This is a genomic window from Actinomycetota bacterium (assembly GCA_040754375.1).
GTDB lineage: Bacteria > Actinomycetota > Acidimicrobiia > Acidimicrobiales > AC-14 > JBFMCT01.
Genome location: JBFMCT010000056.1, coordinates 1 through 16,981, shown reverse-complemented (window position 1 = coordinate 16,981; position 16,981 = coordinate 1). Strand labels below are relative to the sequence as shown.

Sequence of the window (16,981 nt, the reverse complement as noted above, 5' to 3'; positions counted from 1 at the left end):
AGCCAGGCGGCCAAGAGCAAGGCGGCCGGGGGTGGCGCGGCGGCCGCGTCCACGGCCACCGGGGGCGGGGGCACGGCCACCGCCGTGGCCACCGCCCCGGCACCGGTCGCCCGGGGCCCCGAGGGCCACACCCAGCGTCTGCTGACGGTCGTCAAGGCGGGGTCGATCCAAGACGTCAAGGCCACCCCGGGCGACAAGGTCCACGTCTGGCCCCACCTGCTGGTGGGCGAGTTCGTGGCTGCCCTGGCCGTCACCGCCTTCCTGCTCGTGTTCTCGGCCGTGGTCAACGCCCCGTTCCTGGCGGCCGCCGACTTCAACTTCACGCCCAACCCCTCGAAGGCCCCCTGGTACTTCCTCGGCCTTCAGGAGCTGCTGACCATGTTCCACCCCATGGTCGCCGGGGTCACGATCCCGGGCATGGGCATCTTCTTGTTGATGTTCGCCCCCTACATGGACCGCAACCCGTCCAACAAGCCCGAGGACCGCAAGTTCGCCATCGCCCTGATGACGGTCCACATCATGTTCTGGGCCGTCCTGGTCATCATCGGCTGCTTCTTCCGGGGCCCGGGCTTCAACTTCACGTTCCCGTGGCGCGATGGCGTCTTCTTCGACCTGTAAGTGAGCTGATGGACTCCGGAACGATCATCCTGCTGGCGCTCGTGGGCCTGCTCTGCCTGGCCTTCGTGTTCCTCTTCGCCACGGCCCGCAACCGCGACGTCGACCGAGCGATGGAGACCTCGGAAGAGGCCGAGACGAGCGGGGAGCGGTCGCTGGTGCTCGCCGATGGCGGGCGGTCTGTGTCCGGCCGGGAGCTGGAGCGGTCGGTGGCCCTCGAGCAGTCCCGCCAGACGCGCTCGCCCTCCATGGCGCCCCCGCCCCTGCCGGCGGTGCCCGACGAGGAGACGCTGGGGGTCTCGCGCCGCCAGGTGCTCAACCGGGGGATCGTGGGCGCCATGCTGCTGAGCATCACCAGCTTCTCCGGGGCGATGATCGCTTTCCTGTGGCCCACGCTGTCGGGCGGCTTCGGCGACCGCATCCGGGTGGCCCGCAAGGACGAGGTACTCGGCCAGATCGCCCAGACCCGCGAGCCGTACTACTACGCCGCCGGCCGCTTCTACCTCAACCCCTACCCGCTCGAGGCCGTGCCCGAGGCCGAGAAGGTCACGGCCTACGGCGCCTTGATGGAGGGCTTCGAGGAAGGGCTGGTGGCGATCTACCAGAAGTGCGTCCACCTCGGGTGCCGGGTGCCCTGGTGCCGGACGTCGCAGTGGTTCGAGTGCCCGTGCCACGGCTCGCAGTACAACCGGGTGGGCGAGAAGAAGGGCGGCCCCGCCCCCCGTGGGCTCGATCACTTCCGGGTGAGCGTCGACCGCGGCGTCGTGGTCGTCGACACCGGCATGGTCATCCCCGGCCCCCCGATCGGCACCAACACCACCGGCCAGGAGTCCGAGGGCCCCAACTGCATCGGCTCCACCGAGGGGGGCCATTGAGCCCTCTGCTCATCGCCGCTATCTCCCAGCGGCGAGTAGCCGCCATCGTGGTGCTGGTCATGCTGCTCGGGTGGGTCATCTACCTGATCAGCACGGCCCGCCGCACCTACATCCCGGGCTCCGAAGTAGAGATCGCTCCCAACCGCAAGCCCTACTACACCGACGACGTGCTCGAAGGGCCCCGCCTCACCCGCTTCCTATGGTGGGCCTTCGCCATGCTCGCCATCTTGGCCATCGGCCTGCCCGCCTACTGGCTGCGCGAGCCCTTCCGCCAGGAGGGCGCCGGCTTCGATCGGGGCACCGCCTACTTCGAGAACAAGGCCATCCAGCGGGGTGAGGAGCTCTACCAGAACTTCCCCGGCGACCCGCCCCGGCCCCGCGAGCCCCACTTCGGGTGCGAGGCGTGCCACGGCACGCGGGGCGTCGGCGGCGTCGCCTCTTACACGATCCCCGTCGACCCGGCCAACCCCGACGGCCCGGCCAAACAGGTCGCATGGGAGGCCCCGGCTCTCGACACGCTCATGCTGCGCTTCCGGCCCGAGGAGGTCCGCACGATCCTCATCTACGGGCGCCCCGGCACCCCCATGCCGGCGTGGGGCCTCGAGGGCGGCGGCCCCATGAACGACCAGCAGATCAACGACGTGATCGCCTACCTCACCCACATCGCCCGAGACCCGGCCGAGGTGCAGGCCGAGAACCTGGAACGCTACGGCACCGACGGGGCAGCCTTGTTCGACGCTTTCTGTGCCCGGTGCCACACCCAGGGTTACTCCTGGGGTGATCCCGGCCAGACGGGGGCCGGGGCGATGGGCCCGTCCCTGATCGGTGGGGCCACGCTCAACCAGTTCCCCCTTCCCAGCACGCACGCCGAGTGGGTGGCCAGCACCGCCGAGTTCGGTCGCCAGTACGGCCAGCGGGGCATCAGCTCGGGCCGCATGCCCTACTTCGGCCAGATGCTGACCCCAGAGCAGGTCCAGGCGGTCGTCGACTACGAGCGTGGGCTGTGAGCAGCGCCTCCGTCCTTCTCGCCGCCCTGAGCTGGGAACCCCAGATCAAGGGTGCGCTCTACGTCGTGCTCTCGGTAGTCGTGCTGTGCGGGTCGGCCTATCTCCTGCTGTCGACCAACGTCGGAGCCCGTCTCGGGTTCCTGCTGGCCGGGGCCGGGCTCTTCGGGTGGCTGGCCACCGGCGGGTTCATCTGGTGGGCCTACGGGCGTGGGCCAGTGGGCCCCCTGCCGACGTGGACCGATGCCGGGGTGGTGGTGGGCAGCCTGGCGGGCGCCGGGGACGGGCCGCTGCGAGGTTTCCCTGAGGGTTGGGCCCAGCTTCCGCTCGACGACACCGAGGTGGCCGACGCCATCCCTGCGGGCGACGAGTTCCTGACCCACGGCGACAACGCCGTCTTCAACAGCCCCACCGAGTACGTGCTGACAGCCGTCTACCAGCGGGGCGGCGAACGCCACGGGCCGTTCAACCTGCTCAACTTCCGGCCGTTCAACCTGTGGCACCGGCCCAACTACCTCGTCTTGCAGGTGCAGCCCGCTGTCGAGGAGCCCAACCCGGCCGGAGGGATCCCCAGGATGGTCGCCGACCCCAACGCGCCACCAGTCTCGGCGCTCCTGCTGCGCGACCTCGGGGCTGTGCGCCTGCACCCTGCGGTGTTCACCATCGCCACCACCATCGCCTTCGGCTTGTTCTGCTACCAGCTGCACGTCCGCGACAAGGCGGCGTGGGCCCGCCGGGAAGCAGAGGCGGCCGAGCCGGGGGCAGGGAGGCTCGAGCCCGTCTCGCGGTAAGGTGACCGGAACCTGATGGCCCAGTACCTTCCGCTCCTGGCCATGCTGATCCTGGCCGCGCTGTTCGCCGGCCTGTCGTTCGTCGCCTCCCGCCTGATGGCGCCCCGACGCCCCACGGGCGCCAAGGAAGGGCCCTACGAGTGCGGCATCGTGCCCACCCAACCGGCGGTCGACCGTTTCCCGGTCCAGTTCTACCTGGTGGCCATGATCTTCATCATCTTCGACATCGAGATCATCTTCTTGTACCCCTGGGCGGTCGTTTACGGCAGCCTCGGGGTCTACGGCCTGTGGGCCATGGGCATCTTCGTCCTGGCCATCTTCATCGCCTTCGTCTACGAGGTGGGCAATGGGGGGCTCGACTGGGGCCCGGTCCGCCGCCTGCGCACGCTGGCGCCCGAGGGGGCCAAGTCGACCGAGCGGTCGGCGGCCACCACCATCCGCCGCAGTCCCTCGAAGGTGGCCTGACCGGTGGGCCTCGAAGACCTCAACCACAACTTCCTGACCGGTCGCATCGAGGACCTGGTCAAATGGGCTCGCCGTAACAGCGTGTGGCCGGCCACCTTCGGCCTGGCCTGCTGCGCCATCGAGATGATGGCCACCGGGGCGGCCCACTTCGACCTGGGCCGGTTCGGCATGGAGGTCTTCCGGGCGTCGCCCCGCCAGGCCGACCTGATGATCGTGGCCGGGCGGGTGTCCCAGAAGATGGCCCCCGTGCTCCGCCAGGTCTACGACCAGATGATGGAGCCCAAGTGGGTGATTTCCATGGGTGTGTGCGCCTCGTCGGGGGGCATGTTCAACAACTACGCCATCGTGCAGGGCGTCGACCAGGTGGTGCCCGTCGACGTCTACGCCCCCGGCTGCCCGCCCGGGCCCGAGACGCTGATCCACTCCATCCTGACCCTGCACGAGCTGATCCGCACGGGCGAGATCACCAAGCGGCGGGTCGAGACGGGCGCTGGTGCCGGGCTCACGGCCGACCGGCCCGTGGCGGTGGCCACCCCCCGGTGAGCGACGCCTCCCCCGACGCCCCTGAGGCCGAGGCCCCCGAGGAGCCTCCCGCCCCCGAGACCCTCCACGGGGCGCTCGTCTCACGCTCCCGGGGCCAGCTTGTGCTCCATCCCGACCGTTCGTCTTACCTGGCCGTGGCCGAGGCCCTGCGTGACGACGGCTACCAGATGTGCTCCGACCTGACGGCCGTCGACTACCTGGTGCACCGCGGTGGACGGCCACTGCCCGAGGGCGTGGCCCCCGAGCGCTTCGAGGTGGTGGCCAACCTGGTGGCCTTCGAGCCACCCCGGCGGGTGCGCCTGCGGGCCCAGGTCCCCGAGGCCGATCCCACGATCGCCTCGCTCACGTCGCTGTTCCCCGGGGCCGACCTCATGGAACGAGAGGCCTACGACATGTTCGGCATCGTCTTCGAGGGCCACCCCGACCTGAGCCGCATCCTCATGCCCGACGACTGGGAGGGCCACCCGTTGCGCAAGGACTACGGGGTGGGGCGCATCCCCGTGCAGTTCAAGGACGCCCCGGGGCCCCGATGACCGACGTGGCGACCTCGACGGGCATGCGGGTCGACGCCGTGGGCCAGGCCGCCCTGCGCCAGCCCGAGTGCGTGCTCCGCCTTCCCCACCTCCCCGAGGACGTCGACCGGGTGGCCACCGACCGCGACACCATGCTCATCAACATGGGCCCTCAGCACCCGTCGACCCACGGCGTTCTGCGCCTGATGATGGAGCTCGACGGCGAGACCGTCGTGGCCGTCAAGCCGGTGATCGGCTACCTGCACACCGGCATGGAGAAGACGGGCGAGGAGCTGACCTTCCTCCAGGGGTGCACCAACACCACCCGGATGGACTACACCTCGCCGCTCTTCAACGAGCTGGTCTTCTCGCTGGCCACCGAGAAGCTGCTGGAGATCGAGGTCCCGCCCCGGGCGACGTGGATCAGGATGATGATGTGCGAGCTCAACCGCATGTCGTCGCACTGCCTGTGGATGGCCACCAACGGGATGGACCTGGGCGCCGTCTCGATGATGATCTACGGCTTCCGCGAGCGGGAGATGATCCTCGCCTTCTTCGAGAAGTGCTCGGGCCTGCGGATGAACCACAACTACATCCGTCCCGGCGGGGTGGCCGCCGACCTGCCCGACGGCTGGCGCGACGACGTGCGCCAGATCCTCGACGTGATCCCCAAGCGGCTCGACGAGTACGACACCCTGCTGACCAACCAGCCCATCCTGGCCGAGCGCACCCAAGGGGTCGGGGTGATCACCGCCGAGGAGTGCCTGGCCCTGGGCATCACCGGCCCCATCCTGCGCTCGACGGGCGTGCCCTGGGACCTGCGCAAGGACATGCCCTACCTGGCCTACGACCAGGTCGACTTCGACGTCATCTCGGGCACCTACGGCGACACCTTCGACCGCTACGCCATCCGCATGAACGAGATCCGCGAGTCGCACAAGATCGTGGCCCAGTGCCTCGACAACATGCCCTCGGGTGACTACCGGGTGCAGGACAAGAAGGTCACGCCCCCACCCCGGGCCCGCATCGACGAGTCGATGGAGGCCCTCATCCACCACTTCAAGATCTTCACCGAGGGCTTCAAGGTCCCCGCAGGCGAGGTCTACATCCCCGTCGAGTCCCCCCGGGGCGAGCTGGGCTGCTACCTGGTCTCAGACGGTTCCCCCAAGCCCTACCGCATGCACATCCGGGCCCCGTCGTTCGTCAACCTCCAGTCCCTCCCCCACATGATGCGAGGCGGCCTGCTGGCCGACGCCGTGGCCATCATCTCCACCGTCGACCCCGTCATGGGCGAAGTGGACCGCTAAACCGGTCCCACGGGCCCCGTCACGGTGACCTTTGGACCAGACCGTGACCGAGACGGGCCGTAGCTCCGCGAGTCGGGCATCCGCGCCACCATCAGTTGTACGATTCGTACATGAGCGAGCTGGCCGTAAGTCAAGCCCGAGACCGCCTAGCCGAAGTCATCGAGCGAGCGCGTGCCGGCGAACCCGTATACGTCACCCGACGCGGACGGCGCGTCGCCGTCGTCGTCGACGCAGCCACCTACGACGCACTGGTCGAAGCGGCTGAGGACGCGCTCGACCGAGCGGAACTGGCCATCGCGCGGGCCGAGGATGACTACGTGCCTTGGGAGGAGGTCAAGGCCGAACTCGGACTTCGTTGAGCACCTACCGAGTTGAGATCGCTCGACGCGCTGTCAAGGCCCTTACGGGTCTCCCGCGCAAGGAGCAGCAGCGAGTCCGAGCCGCCATCGACCTGCTGGCCGCTGATCCTCGGCCACCCGGATGCGTTGCCCTTACCGGTGAGGATCGTGCGTATCGCGTCCGTGTCGGCAACTACCGGGTGGTGTACGAGGTCTTCGACGAGCACCTCGTCGTCCAGGTCGTCCGCGTCGGCCATCGCCGCGGCGTCTACGGACGATGACCTTCCTCGAAGCCGGGACTAGTGCCCCCCCGGTCAAGGTGGGCCTAGCCTGAGCGGATTCGTCGCACGAGCCGTTGAGCATGAGCTCGAACGCGAAAGAGGTTTCCGGGCTAGACCGCAAGACAGTCACCGCCATCGTCGGTGCCGCGGTCCACGATGGGGAGCCCGTCACCTGATGCCTGAGCCGGGCCCGTGCCGGCCCGCGGGCCGGTCGGTCGGTCGCGATAGGGTTCGCATGGAATGGCAAGGCTGTCGCCTGAGAACGTCCAGCGGGCCAAGGAGCTGATCGCGCTCTACCCTCAGCCGCGGTCGGCGCTGATCCCGATCCTGCACGTCGCCCAGGAGCAGGATGGCTGGCTCAAGCCCGACGCCATGGCCCACGTGGCCGAGTTGGTGGGGGTCTCGGCCGCCGAGGTCTACGGCACGGCCAGCTTCTACGACATGTTCTTCACCCACCCGGTGGGGCGCTACCTGGTCTCGGTGTGCACCAACCTGGCATGCATGATCAACGGCGGCTACGAGCTGCTCGAGCACGCCGAGCAGAGGCTGGGCGTGGCCCCCGGGGGCACCACCGAAGACGGCCTGTTCACCCTCGAGGACGTGGAGTGCATCGCCTACTGCGGCGGCGCCCCCTGCCTGGCCGTCAACTGGCGCTTCTTCGGGCCGCTGACCCACGACGACTTCGACCGGCTGGTCGACGACCTGGCCGAAGGACGCCTCGACGAGGAGGTGCCGCCCCACGGCACCCTGTGCCGCGTCCGCCGCCAGGCCCCGGCGGCCACCTCGCCGGCCCGGTCCACCGCCGAGACGGCACCCTCCTAAGAGGCCGAGATGCCCCTCACCGACGCACCTGCGATCGTCACCGCCCGGCTGGGGGGCCCCGAGTCGTGGTCGCTCCCCGCCTACCTAGCCCGGGGCGGTTACCAGGGGCTGCGCAAGGCCCTGACCATGAAGCCCGAGGACATCACCGCCGAGGTGCTGGCCTCCAGCCTGCTCGGCCGGGGCGGGGCGGGCTTCGAGGCGGGCAAGAAGTGGTCGATGCTGGCCAAGGCCCGGCCCGCGTACCTCGTGGTCAACGGGGACGAGAGCGAACCGTGCACGTTCAAAGACCACATGCTGATCGAGGGCGACCCCCACCAGATCATCGAGGGCACCCTGATCTGCGCCTACGCCATCGGGGCGGCCCAGGCCTTCATCTTCGTGCGGGGCGAGTTCGCCCTGGGGATCGAGCGGCTGACGGCGGCCGTCGACGAGGCCTACCGCCACGGGGCCATCGGCAACGACATCTTCGGCTCGGGCTTCTCCCTCGACCTGGTCGTGCACCCGGGGGCGGGCGCCTACATCTGCGGCGAGGAGACGGCCCTGCTCGAGAGCCTCGAGGGCAAGCGGGGGTACCCCCGGGAGAAGCCTCCGTGGTTCCCGGCCGTCAAGGGCCTCTACGCCCAGCCCACGATCGTCAACAACGTCGAGACCATGTCCAACCTGCCGTGGATCGTGCTCAACGGCGGGGCCGAGTTCGCCGCCCTGGGGGTGGGGCGCTCGGCCGGCACCCGGATCTTCTCACTGTCGGGCCACGTCAACCGCCCGGCCAACTACGAAGTGGAGATGTCCAAGGTCACCTTCCGTGACCTGATCTACGACCCGGCGCTGGGCGGCGGCGTGCGCAACGGGGCCCAGCTCAAGGCGTTCGTGCCCGGTGGGGTGTCGGCCCCGTGGTTCGGGCCCGACCAGCTCGACATGCCCCTCGACCAGGATGCCGTGGGTAAGGCGGGCTCGATGCTGGGCTCGGGGTCGGTGGTGGTCATGGACGAGACCACCTGCATGGTCCGGGCCGCGTGGCGGATCACCCGCTTCTTCCACCGGGAGTCCTGCGGCCAGTGCACCCCGTGCCGCGAGGGCGGCGGCTGGCTCGACAAGGTGATGCGCCGCATCGAGACCGGGGCGGGGCGCGAGAGCGACCTCGAGCTGCTAATCGACGTGTGCGACAACATCGCCCCCGGGCTGCGCTGGCCGCCGGCCAAGACGACCATCTGCGTGCTCGGGCCGTCGATCCCCTCGTCGATCACGTCTGCCCTGAACATGTTCCGCGACGAGTTCCTGCTCCACATCAAAGAGGGCGGGTGCCCCTTTGCCTGAGATCATCGTCGACGGGCGCCCCGTCCCGGCCAAAGACGGCGAGATGATCATCGCCGCCGCCGAGCGGGCCGGTATCTACATCCCGCGCTTCTGCTGGCACCCCCGGATGAAGCCGGTGGGCATGTGCCGCATGTGCCTGGTCGAGGTGAAGGGCCCTCGGGGTTTCGCCCTCCAGCCGTCCTGCTACGTGCCCGTGGCCGAGGGCCAGGAGGTCGTCACCACCTCGCTGGCCGTCAAGAAAGCCCAGGACGGGGTGCTCGAGTTCCTGCTCATCAACCATCCCCTCGACTGCCCGGTGTGCGACCGGGGCGGCGAGTGCCCCCTGCAGGACCAGACGATGGCCTTCGGGCCGGGCGAGAGCCGGTTCGTCGAGGAGAAGCGTCACTGGGAGAAGCCGATCCTCATCAACCCGCTGGTCGCCCTCGACCGTGAACGCTGCATCCAATGCTCGCGCTGCACCCGCTTCGCCGAGGAGGTGGCCGGCGACCCGCTGATCGACTTCATCGGCCGGGGCGACCACACCGAGGTCAACACGTTCGTCGACCAGCCGTTCGAGTCGAACTTCAGCGGCAACGTCGTGCAGATCTGCCCGGTCGGTGCCCTCACGGCCACTCCCTACCGCTTCAAGGCCCGGCCCTGGGACCTCGACGTCGTGGAGTCGACGTGTACGGCGTGCGCCGTCGGTTGCCGCATCGCCGTGCAGTCGTCCATCGACCGCCTCGTCCGCCACCTGGGCATCGACAGCGACCCCGTCAACCACGGCTGGCTGTGCGACAAGGGCCGGTTCTTCTACGAGGCCGTCGACAGCGACCAGCGCCTCACCCACCCCCTGGTACGCCAGGGCGACGAGTTGGTGGAGGCGTCGTGGTCGCAGGCCCTGGCCGCGGCAGCCGCCGGGCTGGGCCAGGCGGGCACGTCGGCCGTGCTGGGCGGGGCCCGGCTACCCAACGAGGACGCTTACGCGTGGTCGAAGTTCGCCCGCACCGTGCTGGGCACCGACAACGTCGACTGCCAACTGGGCGACGGCCTGCCCGCCGAGGCGGTCCTCGGGCTGCCCCGGGCCACCATCGACGAGGCGTGCCACGCCCCCGCCGTCCTGCTGCTGGCCCCTGACCTCAAAGAGGAATTGCCCGTCCTCTACCTGCGGCTGAAGGCGGCCGCCCAGGACGGCACCACCCGGCTGGTCGAGCTCACTCCCGCGCCCACCAGCCTGAGCCCGCTGGCCGCGGTGACGCTCGTCTACCGGCCCGGCGAGGCCGCCACCGTGGCCCGCTCGCTGCTGGAGAAGTCCGACCGTGACGCCCGGCTGGCCCGGGCCGCCGAGCTGCTGCGGGCCGAGCCCGGCGTGGTCGTGGTGCTCGGCCGCCCGTCGGTGGCCGAGGCGGCCGACGGTCTGGTCGAGGCGGCGGCCCTGCTGGCCGATGCCCTTCCGGGCGCGAAGTTCCTGACGGCCCTACGGCGGGGCAACGTGCACGGGGCCCTTGACATGGGCCTGGCCCCGGGCGTGCTGCCCGGCCGGGTCTCCCTCGACGAAGGCCGGGCCTGGTACACCGAGGCGTGGGGTGCGCTGCCGGCCGAGCGGGGCCTGGACGCGGCCGCCATCTTGGGGGCCGCCGACCAGGGACGCCTGGGCGCGCTCGTACTGGTGGGCAGCGACCCCCTCTCCGATTTCCCCGATCGGGCACTGGCCCGGCGGGCACTGGCCGGCGTGCCGTTCACAGTGGCCGTCGACTGCTTCGTGACCGGGTCCAACCGCCACGCCGATGTGGTGCTGCCGGTGTCGTCCTTCGGGGAGCGGGCGGGCACCACCACCAATATCGAGGGCCGCGTCACCCGCCTGGGCCAGAAGGTCACGCCCCCTGGGACGGCCCGCCCCGACTGGATGGTGGCCGCCGAGCTGGCCCGCCACATGGGTGCGGACTTGGGCTTCGAGTCCCTCGAGTCGATCTTCGCCGAGATCGCCCGCCTGGCGCCTTCGCACGCCGCCATCACGCCGACCGCGGTCCTGCGTGACGGCGTGGTCGTGCCGGTCGACGGCGGGGCAGCCGAGGATGCGAGCGGGGATGCGAGCGGGGATGCGAGCGGGGACCAGCCCACCGAGCACGTCGAGGTCATGGCCAACTTCGCCCAAGGCGAGACGCTGCTGGCTGAGAACGATCCCACCGGCGTGCCCGAGCCCGACGTGACGCCCGCCCCGGCCACCGCCAACGCCGCCAGACCTCCCCTCATGAGGTTCTCTACGCCGCCGCCGGCCCGCACCCCGCCGCGCGTCGACGCCTACTCGCTGCGCCTCGTGTCCGGCCGCCGCCTCTATGACGACGGGGTGCTCGTCCGCCACTCCCCGGCCTTGGCCCAGTTGGTCGAGGGCCCGGTGTTGCGGGCCAACCCCTACGACCTCGACCAGATCGGCGTGCGCCCCGGGGAGCCGGTGAGGGTGACCTCCCCCCGGGGCAGCCTGGTGCTGGCCGTGACCGCCGACGCCGGGGTGCCCAAGGGCTCGGCATCGCTCGAGTTCAACCTGCCGGGCGAGAGCGCGGCCGACCTCATCGACGTCTCCCTCCCGGTGACCGAGGTGCGCCTGCAGTCGGTCGGAGGCCAGCCGTGAGGCCGCTGGGTGCCGGCGACCCGCTGTTCGACAACGGCGTCGACCTCACGGTCCTGCTGATCGTGCTGGGCAAGCTCCTGGTGGTGTTCGGGTTCCTCATGGTCGGCGTGCTGTTCATGGTCTGGTTCGAGCGCAAGATCATCTCCGACATGCAGAACCGCATCGGCCCCAACCGGGCCGGGCCGTTCGGGTTGCTCCAGGCCCTGGCTGATGGCACCAAGCTGTTCTTCAAGGAGGACCTGCTCCCCAACAAGGCCGAGCGCCGGGTGTTCCGCCTCGCCCCCTACGTCTCGATAATCCCCGCCTTCGCGTCGTTTGCCATCGTCCCCCTCGGGGGGACGGTGACCATCGCCGGCCGGGAGACCTACCTCCAGCTCGCCGACCCCCCCATCGGCATCCTCTTCCTGCTGGCCATGTCCTCGGTGGCGGTCTACGGGGTCATGCTGGCCGGCTGGTCGTCGGGTTCGAAGTACCCGCTGCTGGCGTCGGTGCGGGCGTCGGCCCAGATGGTGTCTTACGAGGCGGCCCTCAGCATGGCGGTGGTGGCCGTCGTGCTCACGTCGGGCTCGCTGTCAACGCGCGACATCGTCGACTCCCAGGCCGTGTGGGCCTGGAACGCCTGGCAGCTCGGCCTGGTGCCGTTCCTGATCTTCATGATCGCGGGCACGGCCGAGACCAACCGGCCCCCGTTCGACCTCGTCGAGGCCGAGCAGGAGATCGTCGGGGGTTTCCACACCGAGTACTCCTCGCTGCGCTTCGCCATCTTCTACCTGGCCGAGTACATGAACCTGATCACCATCTCGGCCATCGCCATCACACTGTTCCTGGGCGGCCCTGCCGGTCCCGCCATCCCGTTGCTGCCCGACGTGCTCACCGGCGTGGTGTGGTTCCTGGTCAAGCTCGTGGCCTTCCTGTTCTGCTTCATCTGGCTGCGGGCCACGCTGCCCCGTCTCCGCTACGACCAGTTGATGAACCTGGGGTGGAAGGTGCTGATCCCGCTGGCGCTGTTCTGGTTCATGCTCATCGCAGCCCTGCGGGTCGGCCGGGACGAGGGCTGGAACACGTGGGCCATCTTCGGTGGGGCACTGGCCATCGGGTTCGCGTCATGGGCCATGCTGGGTGCTGCCCTCAAGCGGGGCGAGATGACGGCGGCGGCCGCACGAAGAGAAGAGGAGGTGACCGTCTGATGGGCTTCACCGACGGGTTCAGGATCACGCTCGGCCAGATCGGCAAGACCGTCACCTACGAGTACCCCGAGGTCAAGCGGCCCAAGCCGGTGCGCTTCCACGGCCGGCACGTCCTCAACCGCTACGAGGACGGCATGGAGAAGTGCATCGGCTGCGAGCTGTGCGCCGGGGTGTGCCCGGCCCGCTGCATCTACGTCCGGGGTGCCGACAACCCGCCCGAGGAGCCCGTCTCGCCGGGCGAGCGCTACGGGTTCGTCTACGAGATCAACTTCCTGCGCTGCATCCACTGCGACCTGTGCGTGGAGGCGTGCCCGACCGAGGCCATCACCGAGTCGAAGCTGTTCGAGTTCTCGTTCACCAACCGCGAGGACGCCATCTACACCAAGGAGGAGCTGGTCGTCGACGACGACGGCAAGCCCCGGCGCCAGCCCTGGGAGGACTGGCGTGACGGCGAGGAGCAGCACACCTCGGCCTGGGTGCGGGCCACCGCCCCCTCGGGCTCGGCCGTCTTCGTGGGCAAAGTCGGGTGGTCGGGCGAGCTGGGCTTCGGCGTACGCGAGGCCGAGAAGGGCCAGTCGGCCGAGAAGGGCCAGCCGGCCGAGAAGGGCCAGTCGGCCGAGAAGGGCCAGTCGGCCGAGGACGGCCAGCCGTGAACCCGCCGGTCGGTGCGGGCGGGCGGCGCTGATGGACTGGTTCGTGTTCGTCGTTTCGGGGGTGGCCGCGCTGGTCGGCGCCCTCGGGGTCGTGCTGGCCCGCAACCCCGTGCACTCGGCGCTGATGCTGGTGCTCACCCTCTTCTCGGTGGCCGTGCTGTTCGTGGCCCAGGAGGCCCACTTCCTGGCGGCCGTGCAGGTGATCGTCTACGCCGGTGCCGTCGTGGTGCTGTTCCTGTTCGTGATCATGTTCCTCGGGGTCGACCACGAGGAGGAGATCGGCAAGGAGAAGCTGATCGCCCAGCGCCCCATGGCCTTCGTGGTGACGATGCTGGTGCTCCTGCAGGTCATGCTCCTGGCCCGCACCCGGTGGGCGACCGGGGCGTCGTCGGTGACGGGCGTGGCCAGCGACCCCGGCACCAACATCGAAAAGATCGCCAACGCGTTGTTCACCCGCTACCTGCTGGCCTTCGAGGCCACGTCGGTGCTGCTGGTCATCGCCGTCGTGGGCACGGTGGTGCTGGCCCGCCGCACCCCCATGAGCGGGATCCGCAGCGTCCAGGAGGTCGATGACACCCCGGCGGGCCCAGCTCCCACCGAGGCCGCGGCCGAGGCCGGCCAGTGAGCGTCCCCGGCCCCTGGTACCTGGCGCTGGCCGCCATGTTGTTCACGATCGGCGCCTTCGGCCTGCTCGTGCGCCGCAACGTGCTGGTCATGTTCATGTGCGTCGAGCTCATGCTCAACGCCGTCAACCTCACCTTCGTCACCTACGCCCGCATGCTCGATGACATCGGCGGCCAGGTCGTCGTCTTCTTCGTGCTGGTGGTGGCCGCCGCCGAGGTCGTCGTCGGCCTGGCCATCATCGTGGCCATCTTCCGCAGCCGCGCCGAAGCCACCGCCGACGACATATCCCTCCTCAGCGGCTGACCGCCGGGGGTCGGGAGGGGCGCGGCGCCCCGATCGGACGCCGTGGTCACCGAAGGCCCTTGGTCATCGGGCCGCTCGCCTGGCACTGGCGGCGCCCCGGCGATTGGGGTGGGCCGACAACGGGGACACGGTCCTGGCGGCGACCGCAGTCACCTCGGGTGTGGCCTTGGCCGCCGTGTGTGGGGGCCAGTGCTCCACCGAGAAGGCGGTTGCCGCCGGCGCACCCTCGGCCGCTCTAGGCGCAGCCGCCGAGGGTGTCGTTCATGCTACAACGAGCACCATGTTCGCCCCGATCGGCTTCGGCTTTGCCGTCGGTTCAGCACTTGTCACAGGCGTGTAATGCGGATGAAGCGCCGCTGGTCCGCACTCCACCTTCAGGACGACGACCCGCGGTCCAAGTCCATCGGCTTCCTCTGGCTGGCAGGTACGGCGACAGGGATACTCCTTATCCAGCTCACCTTCGCGGTCGTTACCGGTGCTCCCATAGCGGAGGTGACCCGCTTGTACATAACGATCCCGGCGGTCCTGGTCTCCCTCGGCCTGTCAGCGTTCTTCCACCGGAGATCGCAACAGGGCGATCGTGATGAGCCATGAGGAGGCAGGAGGGCGTTTGCCCGCCCGGCCACCGTCTCCTATGCCCGCGACGCCACCGGTCGGGTGGTGGCCCGCACCGACGCCTCGGGCACCGTGCGCTACGCCCACCGGGGCCCGGGCGACAGCCCCTCGGCCGTCCTCGACGGCCAGAGTGCCCCCTACGAGGCCACCGTGGCCCTGGCCGGGGGGGCGGTGCTCACCCGCCGCTTCGTGGTCACACCCCCCCTAGCCCTCACCGACGTGTGGAGCTACCCCGACGTGGGGGGCCACGTCGCGGCCACCGCCACCTACGCCGGGTCGCTCTTGGGCCTGCCCGTGCTCGTGGGCACCACCAAGCACTCCTACATCCCCGACGGCACCGGCCCCCCGCCCGACAACTCCGACGGGGACTACGACTACGGCTGGCTGGCCTCCCACCAGCGCTCCACCGACCACGGCCTGCCCACGACCGTCGTTCAGACGGGCGCCCGCCCCTACGTCCCGGCCCTGGGCCGCTTCCTGTCCGTCGACCCCGTGGAGGGCGGCTCCTGCAATGCTTTATGAGTATCTGTGTGGAGATCCGGTCAACGGAACCGACCTTTCCGGACTGGCGCCGGATCCCTGCGGGAGCCGGTTCTTCAGATGGACTCGTACCTGCAAGGATATTCGAGACATCAGTGATTGGGCCATCACGGTCTCGGAAGCTCTCACGGACACAGGTGGCGAGCGGAACGCCCTTCGCCACGCTCTCCTTGCGGCTGCCCTAAGCGTTCGCTTTGGACAGATGGCGCGGGCCATACTATGGCACCATGAGATCGGTGGGGGAGGTAGTGAGTTAGATCGATCTGCAGACGCCACCAATAACCAAGTAGGGATGTGCCTCGGTTTTACAGCGCCCGCGCGGGTATTCCGCCGCGATGGACAGCAGTACAGGGCGAAATCATCTATGCCGCTCGTCGGTCCTTGGGATAGGAGTGTGGGTGGCTGTGGTCAGCTCGATACTACTAGCGATGAGGGATAGCTATGCAGCGAGAGGGCGTACCAGCCAGTTTGGTAATGATTACTCTTCTGTTCTTCGCCTGCTCGCAAACCTTGTCGGTTCCGCGGAACCCGGGAGCGATTAGTGTTGCGGACCTTGAGGCCGAGTTCCGGGCTCTAGGAACCCCGGGAGAGGTAGAGCTTCTGGACAGATCCGCGATCGACACCTGTCAGGCCGACTCAAAGAGCGGACCGTTGCTGAAGTATAGGTACGCTATTGGGCACTCCAATTCGATGGATACGATTCGTGAGTTCTATCGCGTACAGGCGATCGCGAATGGTTGGCTGCCCGTGTCTGAACAACCGGCTGAGGGGATCACGGGCCGCCGGTATACCTGGAAGAAGACGGTAGTAGGGGCGGAGAATCGGGGCCTCGAGCTTCGTGAGGATGCGGAACCGGCTGCCCGCTTCAAACTTCTCTTGATTGGGTTTCATTCAATTGCCAATTGCACCTAGTGTAGTGTCTATTAGTGCAAAGATGGCGTGGGCTAGGGGCCCCTACCGGTCCAGACTCGACCAGCCTAGCCTCGGCAGCCGTCAGCGCAGCAGCGGAAGGTGTATCAGACTGCTGCTACGGGGCGGATTGCATAGGGTGGCCCGAGGCTATTCGCTGGTGGGTCAGGCTGCATCAGGGGTACTATGCGGATAAAGTGGCGCCCTTATGGGTCTGACCCAGATGATCATACCGCCAGGAGTAAGGCCGGGGTGTTCATTAGTGCGGCTTCAGGCTGTGCCCTGATCCTACTTACGGTGATTATATGGGATATGGCCGGGGGCGGTTCGCGTGCGAACTACCCAATATTGGTCGCGTGGATCGTCGTCGCCCTCGGACTTGCTACGTTCTACTATTGGAGGTCCCGCCACGAATGATCGTGTCGCCGCGAAAAGTGAGCGGTGGGATCCGCTGACTGATCCCGGCAACGATGACACAACACAGGGGTTGCAGTGCCTGGAGCGGCCCCCGGTCACCCACTCCGATGCCAGGAGAGCCACATGTGAGCAGGTTCGGGTCCTGGCGGACACTCGGGTCCACGGGGTTGCATGGAGGCCCCGGCTGGTTCGGGGGGAGGCGAGAGGCTTGACTGAGGGCGGCGAACGGGTCGTGCCTCGGAAGTGTGAATGCCTCCTCCG

Annotated in this window: 17 protein-coding genes and 1 pseudogene; all 18 read left to right on the top strand. The window is 68.9% G+C overall.

The genetic code is table 11. The annotated features are described in order from the left end of the window. Window positions 1-618, top strand: a 618-nt coding sequence (locus AB1673_16060; protein MEW6155478.1) for a menaquinol-cytochrome c reductase cytochrome b subunit, incomplete at its 5' end; no start/stop codon positions are given. Between the two features lie 8 nt (window positions 619-626). Then, window positions 627-1,490 (top strand): Rieske 2Fe-2S domain-containing protein, encoded by an 864-nt coding sequence (locus tag AB1673_16055; protein MEW6155477.1) that lies wholly within the window; start codon window positions 627-629, stop codon window positions 1,488-1,490. Continuing rightward, window positions 1,487-2,497 carry a cytochrome c gene (locus AB1673_16050; GenBank protein ID MEW6155476.1) on the top strand — a complete coding sequence of 337 codons (1,011 nt, stop codon included), beginning with the start codon at window positions 1,487-1,489 and terminating at the stop codon, window positions 2,495-2,497. The genes AB1673_16055 and AB1673_16050 overlap by 4 nt, the downstream gene beginning before the upstream one ends. Beyond that, window positions 2,494-3,285 carry a hypothetical protein gene (locus AB1673_16045; protein ID MEW6155475.1) on the top strand — a complete coding sequence of 264 codons (792 nt, stop codon included), beginning with the start codon at window positions 2,494-2,496 and terminating at the stop codon, window positions 3,283-3,285. The genes AB1673_16050 and AB1673_16045 overlap by 4 nt, the downstream gene beginning before the upstream one ends. Window positions 3,286-3,300: 15 nt before the next feature. Beyond that, window positions 3,301-3,750, top strand: a complete 450-nt coding sequence (locus AB1673_16040) for an NADH-quinone oxidoreductase subunit A (GenBank protein MEW6155474.1) — start codon at window positions 3,301-3,303, stop codon at window positions 3,748-3,750. 63 nt (window positions 3,751-3,813) lie between these two features. Continuing rightward, window positions 3,814-4,224, top strand: a pseudogene (locus AB1673_16035) (NADH-quinone oxidoreductase subunit B family protein). 65 nt (window positions 4,225-4,289) lie between these two features. After that, window positions 4,290-4,826: an NADH-quinone oxidoreductase subunit C gene (locus AB1673_16030; protein MEW6155473.1), complete on the top strand. Its 537-nt coding sequence runs from the start codon at window positions 4,290-4,292 to the stop codon at window positions 4,824-4,826. After that, the gene (locus AB1673_16025; GenBank protein MEW6155472.1) at window positions 4,823-6,112 is read left to right on the top strand and encodes an NADH-quinone oxidoreductase subunit D; all 1,290 of its coding nucleotides are present in this window, start codon (window positions 4,823-4,825) and stop codon (window positions 6,110-6,112) included. The genes AB1673_16030 and AB1673_16025 overlap by 4 nt, the downstream gene beginning before the upstream one ends. 110 nt (window positions 6,113-6,222) lie before the next feature. Next, the gene (locus tag AB1673_16020; GenBank protein MEW6155471.1) at window positions 6,223-6,471 is read left to right on the top strand and encodes a type II toxin-antitoxin system prevent-host-death family antitoxin; all 249 of its coding nucleotides are present in this window, start codon (window positions 6,223-6,225) and stop codon (window positions 6,469-6,471) included. Next, on the top strand, window positions 6,435-6,731 hold the full coding sequence (locus tag AB1673_16015; protein MEW6155470.1) for a type II toxin-antitoxin system RelE/ParE family toxin: 297 nt from the start codon (window positions 6,435-6,437) through the stop codon (window positions 6,729-6,731). Before AB1673_16020 ends, AB1673_16015 begins: the two co-directional genes overlap by 37 nt. 240 nt (window positions 6,732-6,971) lie before the next feature. After that, on the top strand, window positions 6,972-7,553 hold the full coding sequence (locus AB1673_16010; protein ID MEW6155469.1) for an NAD(P)H-dependent oxidoreductase subunit E: 582 nt from the start codon (window positions 6,972-6,974) through the stop codon (window positions 7,551-7,553). A 9-nt stretch (window positions 7,554-7,562) separates the two neighbouring features. Beyond that, window positions 7,563-8,867: an NADH-quinone oxidoreductase subunit NuoF gene (gene nuoF, locus AB1673_16005; protein ID MEW6155468.1), complete on the top strand. Its 1,305-nt coding sequence runs from the start codon at window positions 7,563-7,565 to the stop codon at window positions 8,865-8,867. Next, window positions 8,860-11,472: an NADH-quinone oxidoreductase subunit NuoG gene (nuoG, locus tag AB1673_16000; protein MEW6155467.1), complete on the top strand. Its 2,613-nt coding sequence runs from the start codon at window positions 8,860-8,862 to the stop codon at window positions 11,470-11,472. Before nuoF ends, nuoG begins: the two co-directional genes overlap by 8 nt. After that, window positions 11,469-12,659 (top strand): NADH-quinone oxidoreductase subunit NuoH, encoded by a 1,191-nt coding sequence (gene nuoH, locus AB1673_15995; GenBank protein MEW6155466.1) that lies wholly within the window; start codon window positions 11,469-11,471, stop codon window positions 12,657-12,659. The genes nuoG and nuoH overlap by 4 nt, the downstream gene beginning before the upstream one ends. Next, a complete protein-coding gene (nuoI, locus tag AB1673_15990) occupies window positions 12,659-13,312 on the top strand; it encodes an NADH-quinone oxidoreductase subunit NuoI (protein ID MEW6155465.1) in 654 nt (217 codons plus the stop codon). The genes nuoH and nuoI overlap by 1 nt, the downstream gene beginning before the upstream one ends. A 31-nt stretch (window positions 13,313-13,343) precedes the next feature. Continuing rightward, window positions 13,344-13,937 (top strand): NADH-quinone oxidoreductase subunit J, encoded by a 594-nt coding sequence (locus tag AB1673_15985; protein MEW6155464.1) that lies wholly within the window; start codon window positions 13,344-13,346, stop codon window positions 13,935-13,937. Beyond that, on the top strand, window positions 13,934-14,239 hold the full coding sequence (gene nuoK, locus AB1673_15980) for an NADH-quinone oxidoreductase subunit NuoK (protein ID MEW6155463.1): 306 nt from the start codon (window positions 13,934-13,936) through the stop codon (window positions 14,237-14,239). Before AB1673_15985 ends, nuoK begins: the two co-directional genes overlap by 4 nt. A 660-nt stretch (window positions 14,240-14,899) precedes the next feature. Continuing rightward, the gene (locus AB1673_15975; protein ID MEW6155462.1) at window positions 14,900-15,376 is read left to right on the top strand and encodes a hypothetical protein; all 477 of its coding nucleotides are present in this window, start codon (window positions 14,900-14,902) and stop codon (window positions 15,374-15,376) included. The last annotated feature ends 1,605 nt before the right edge of the window (window positions 15,377-16,981 follow it).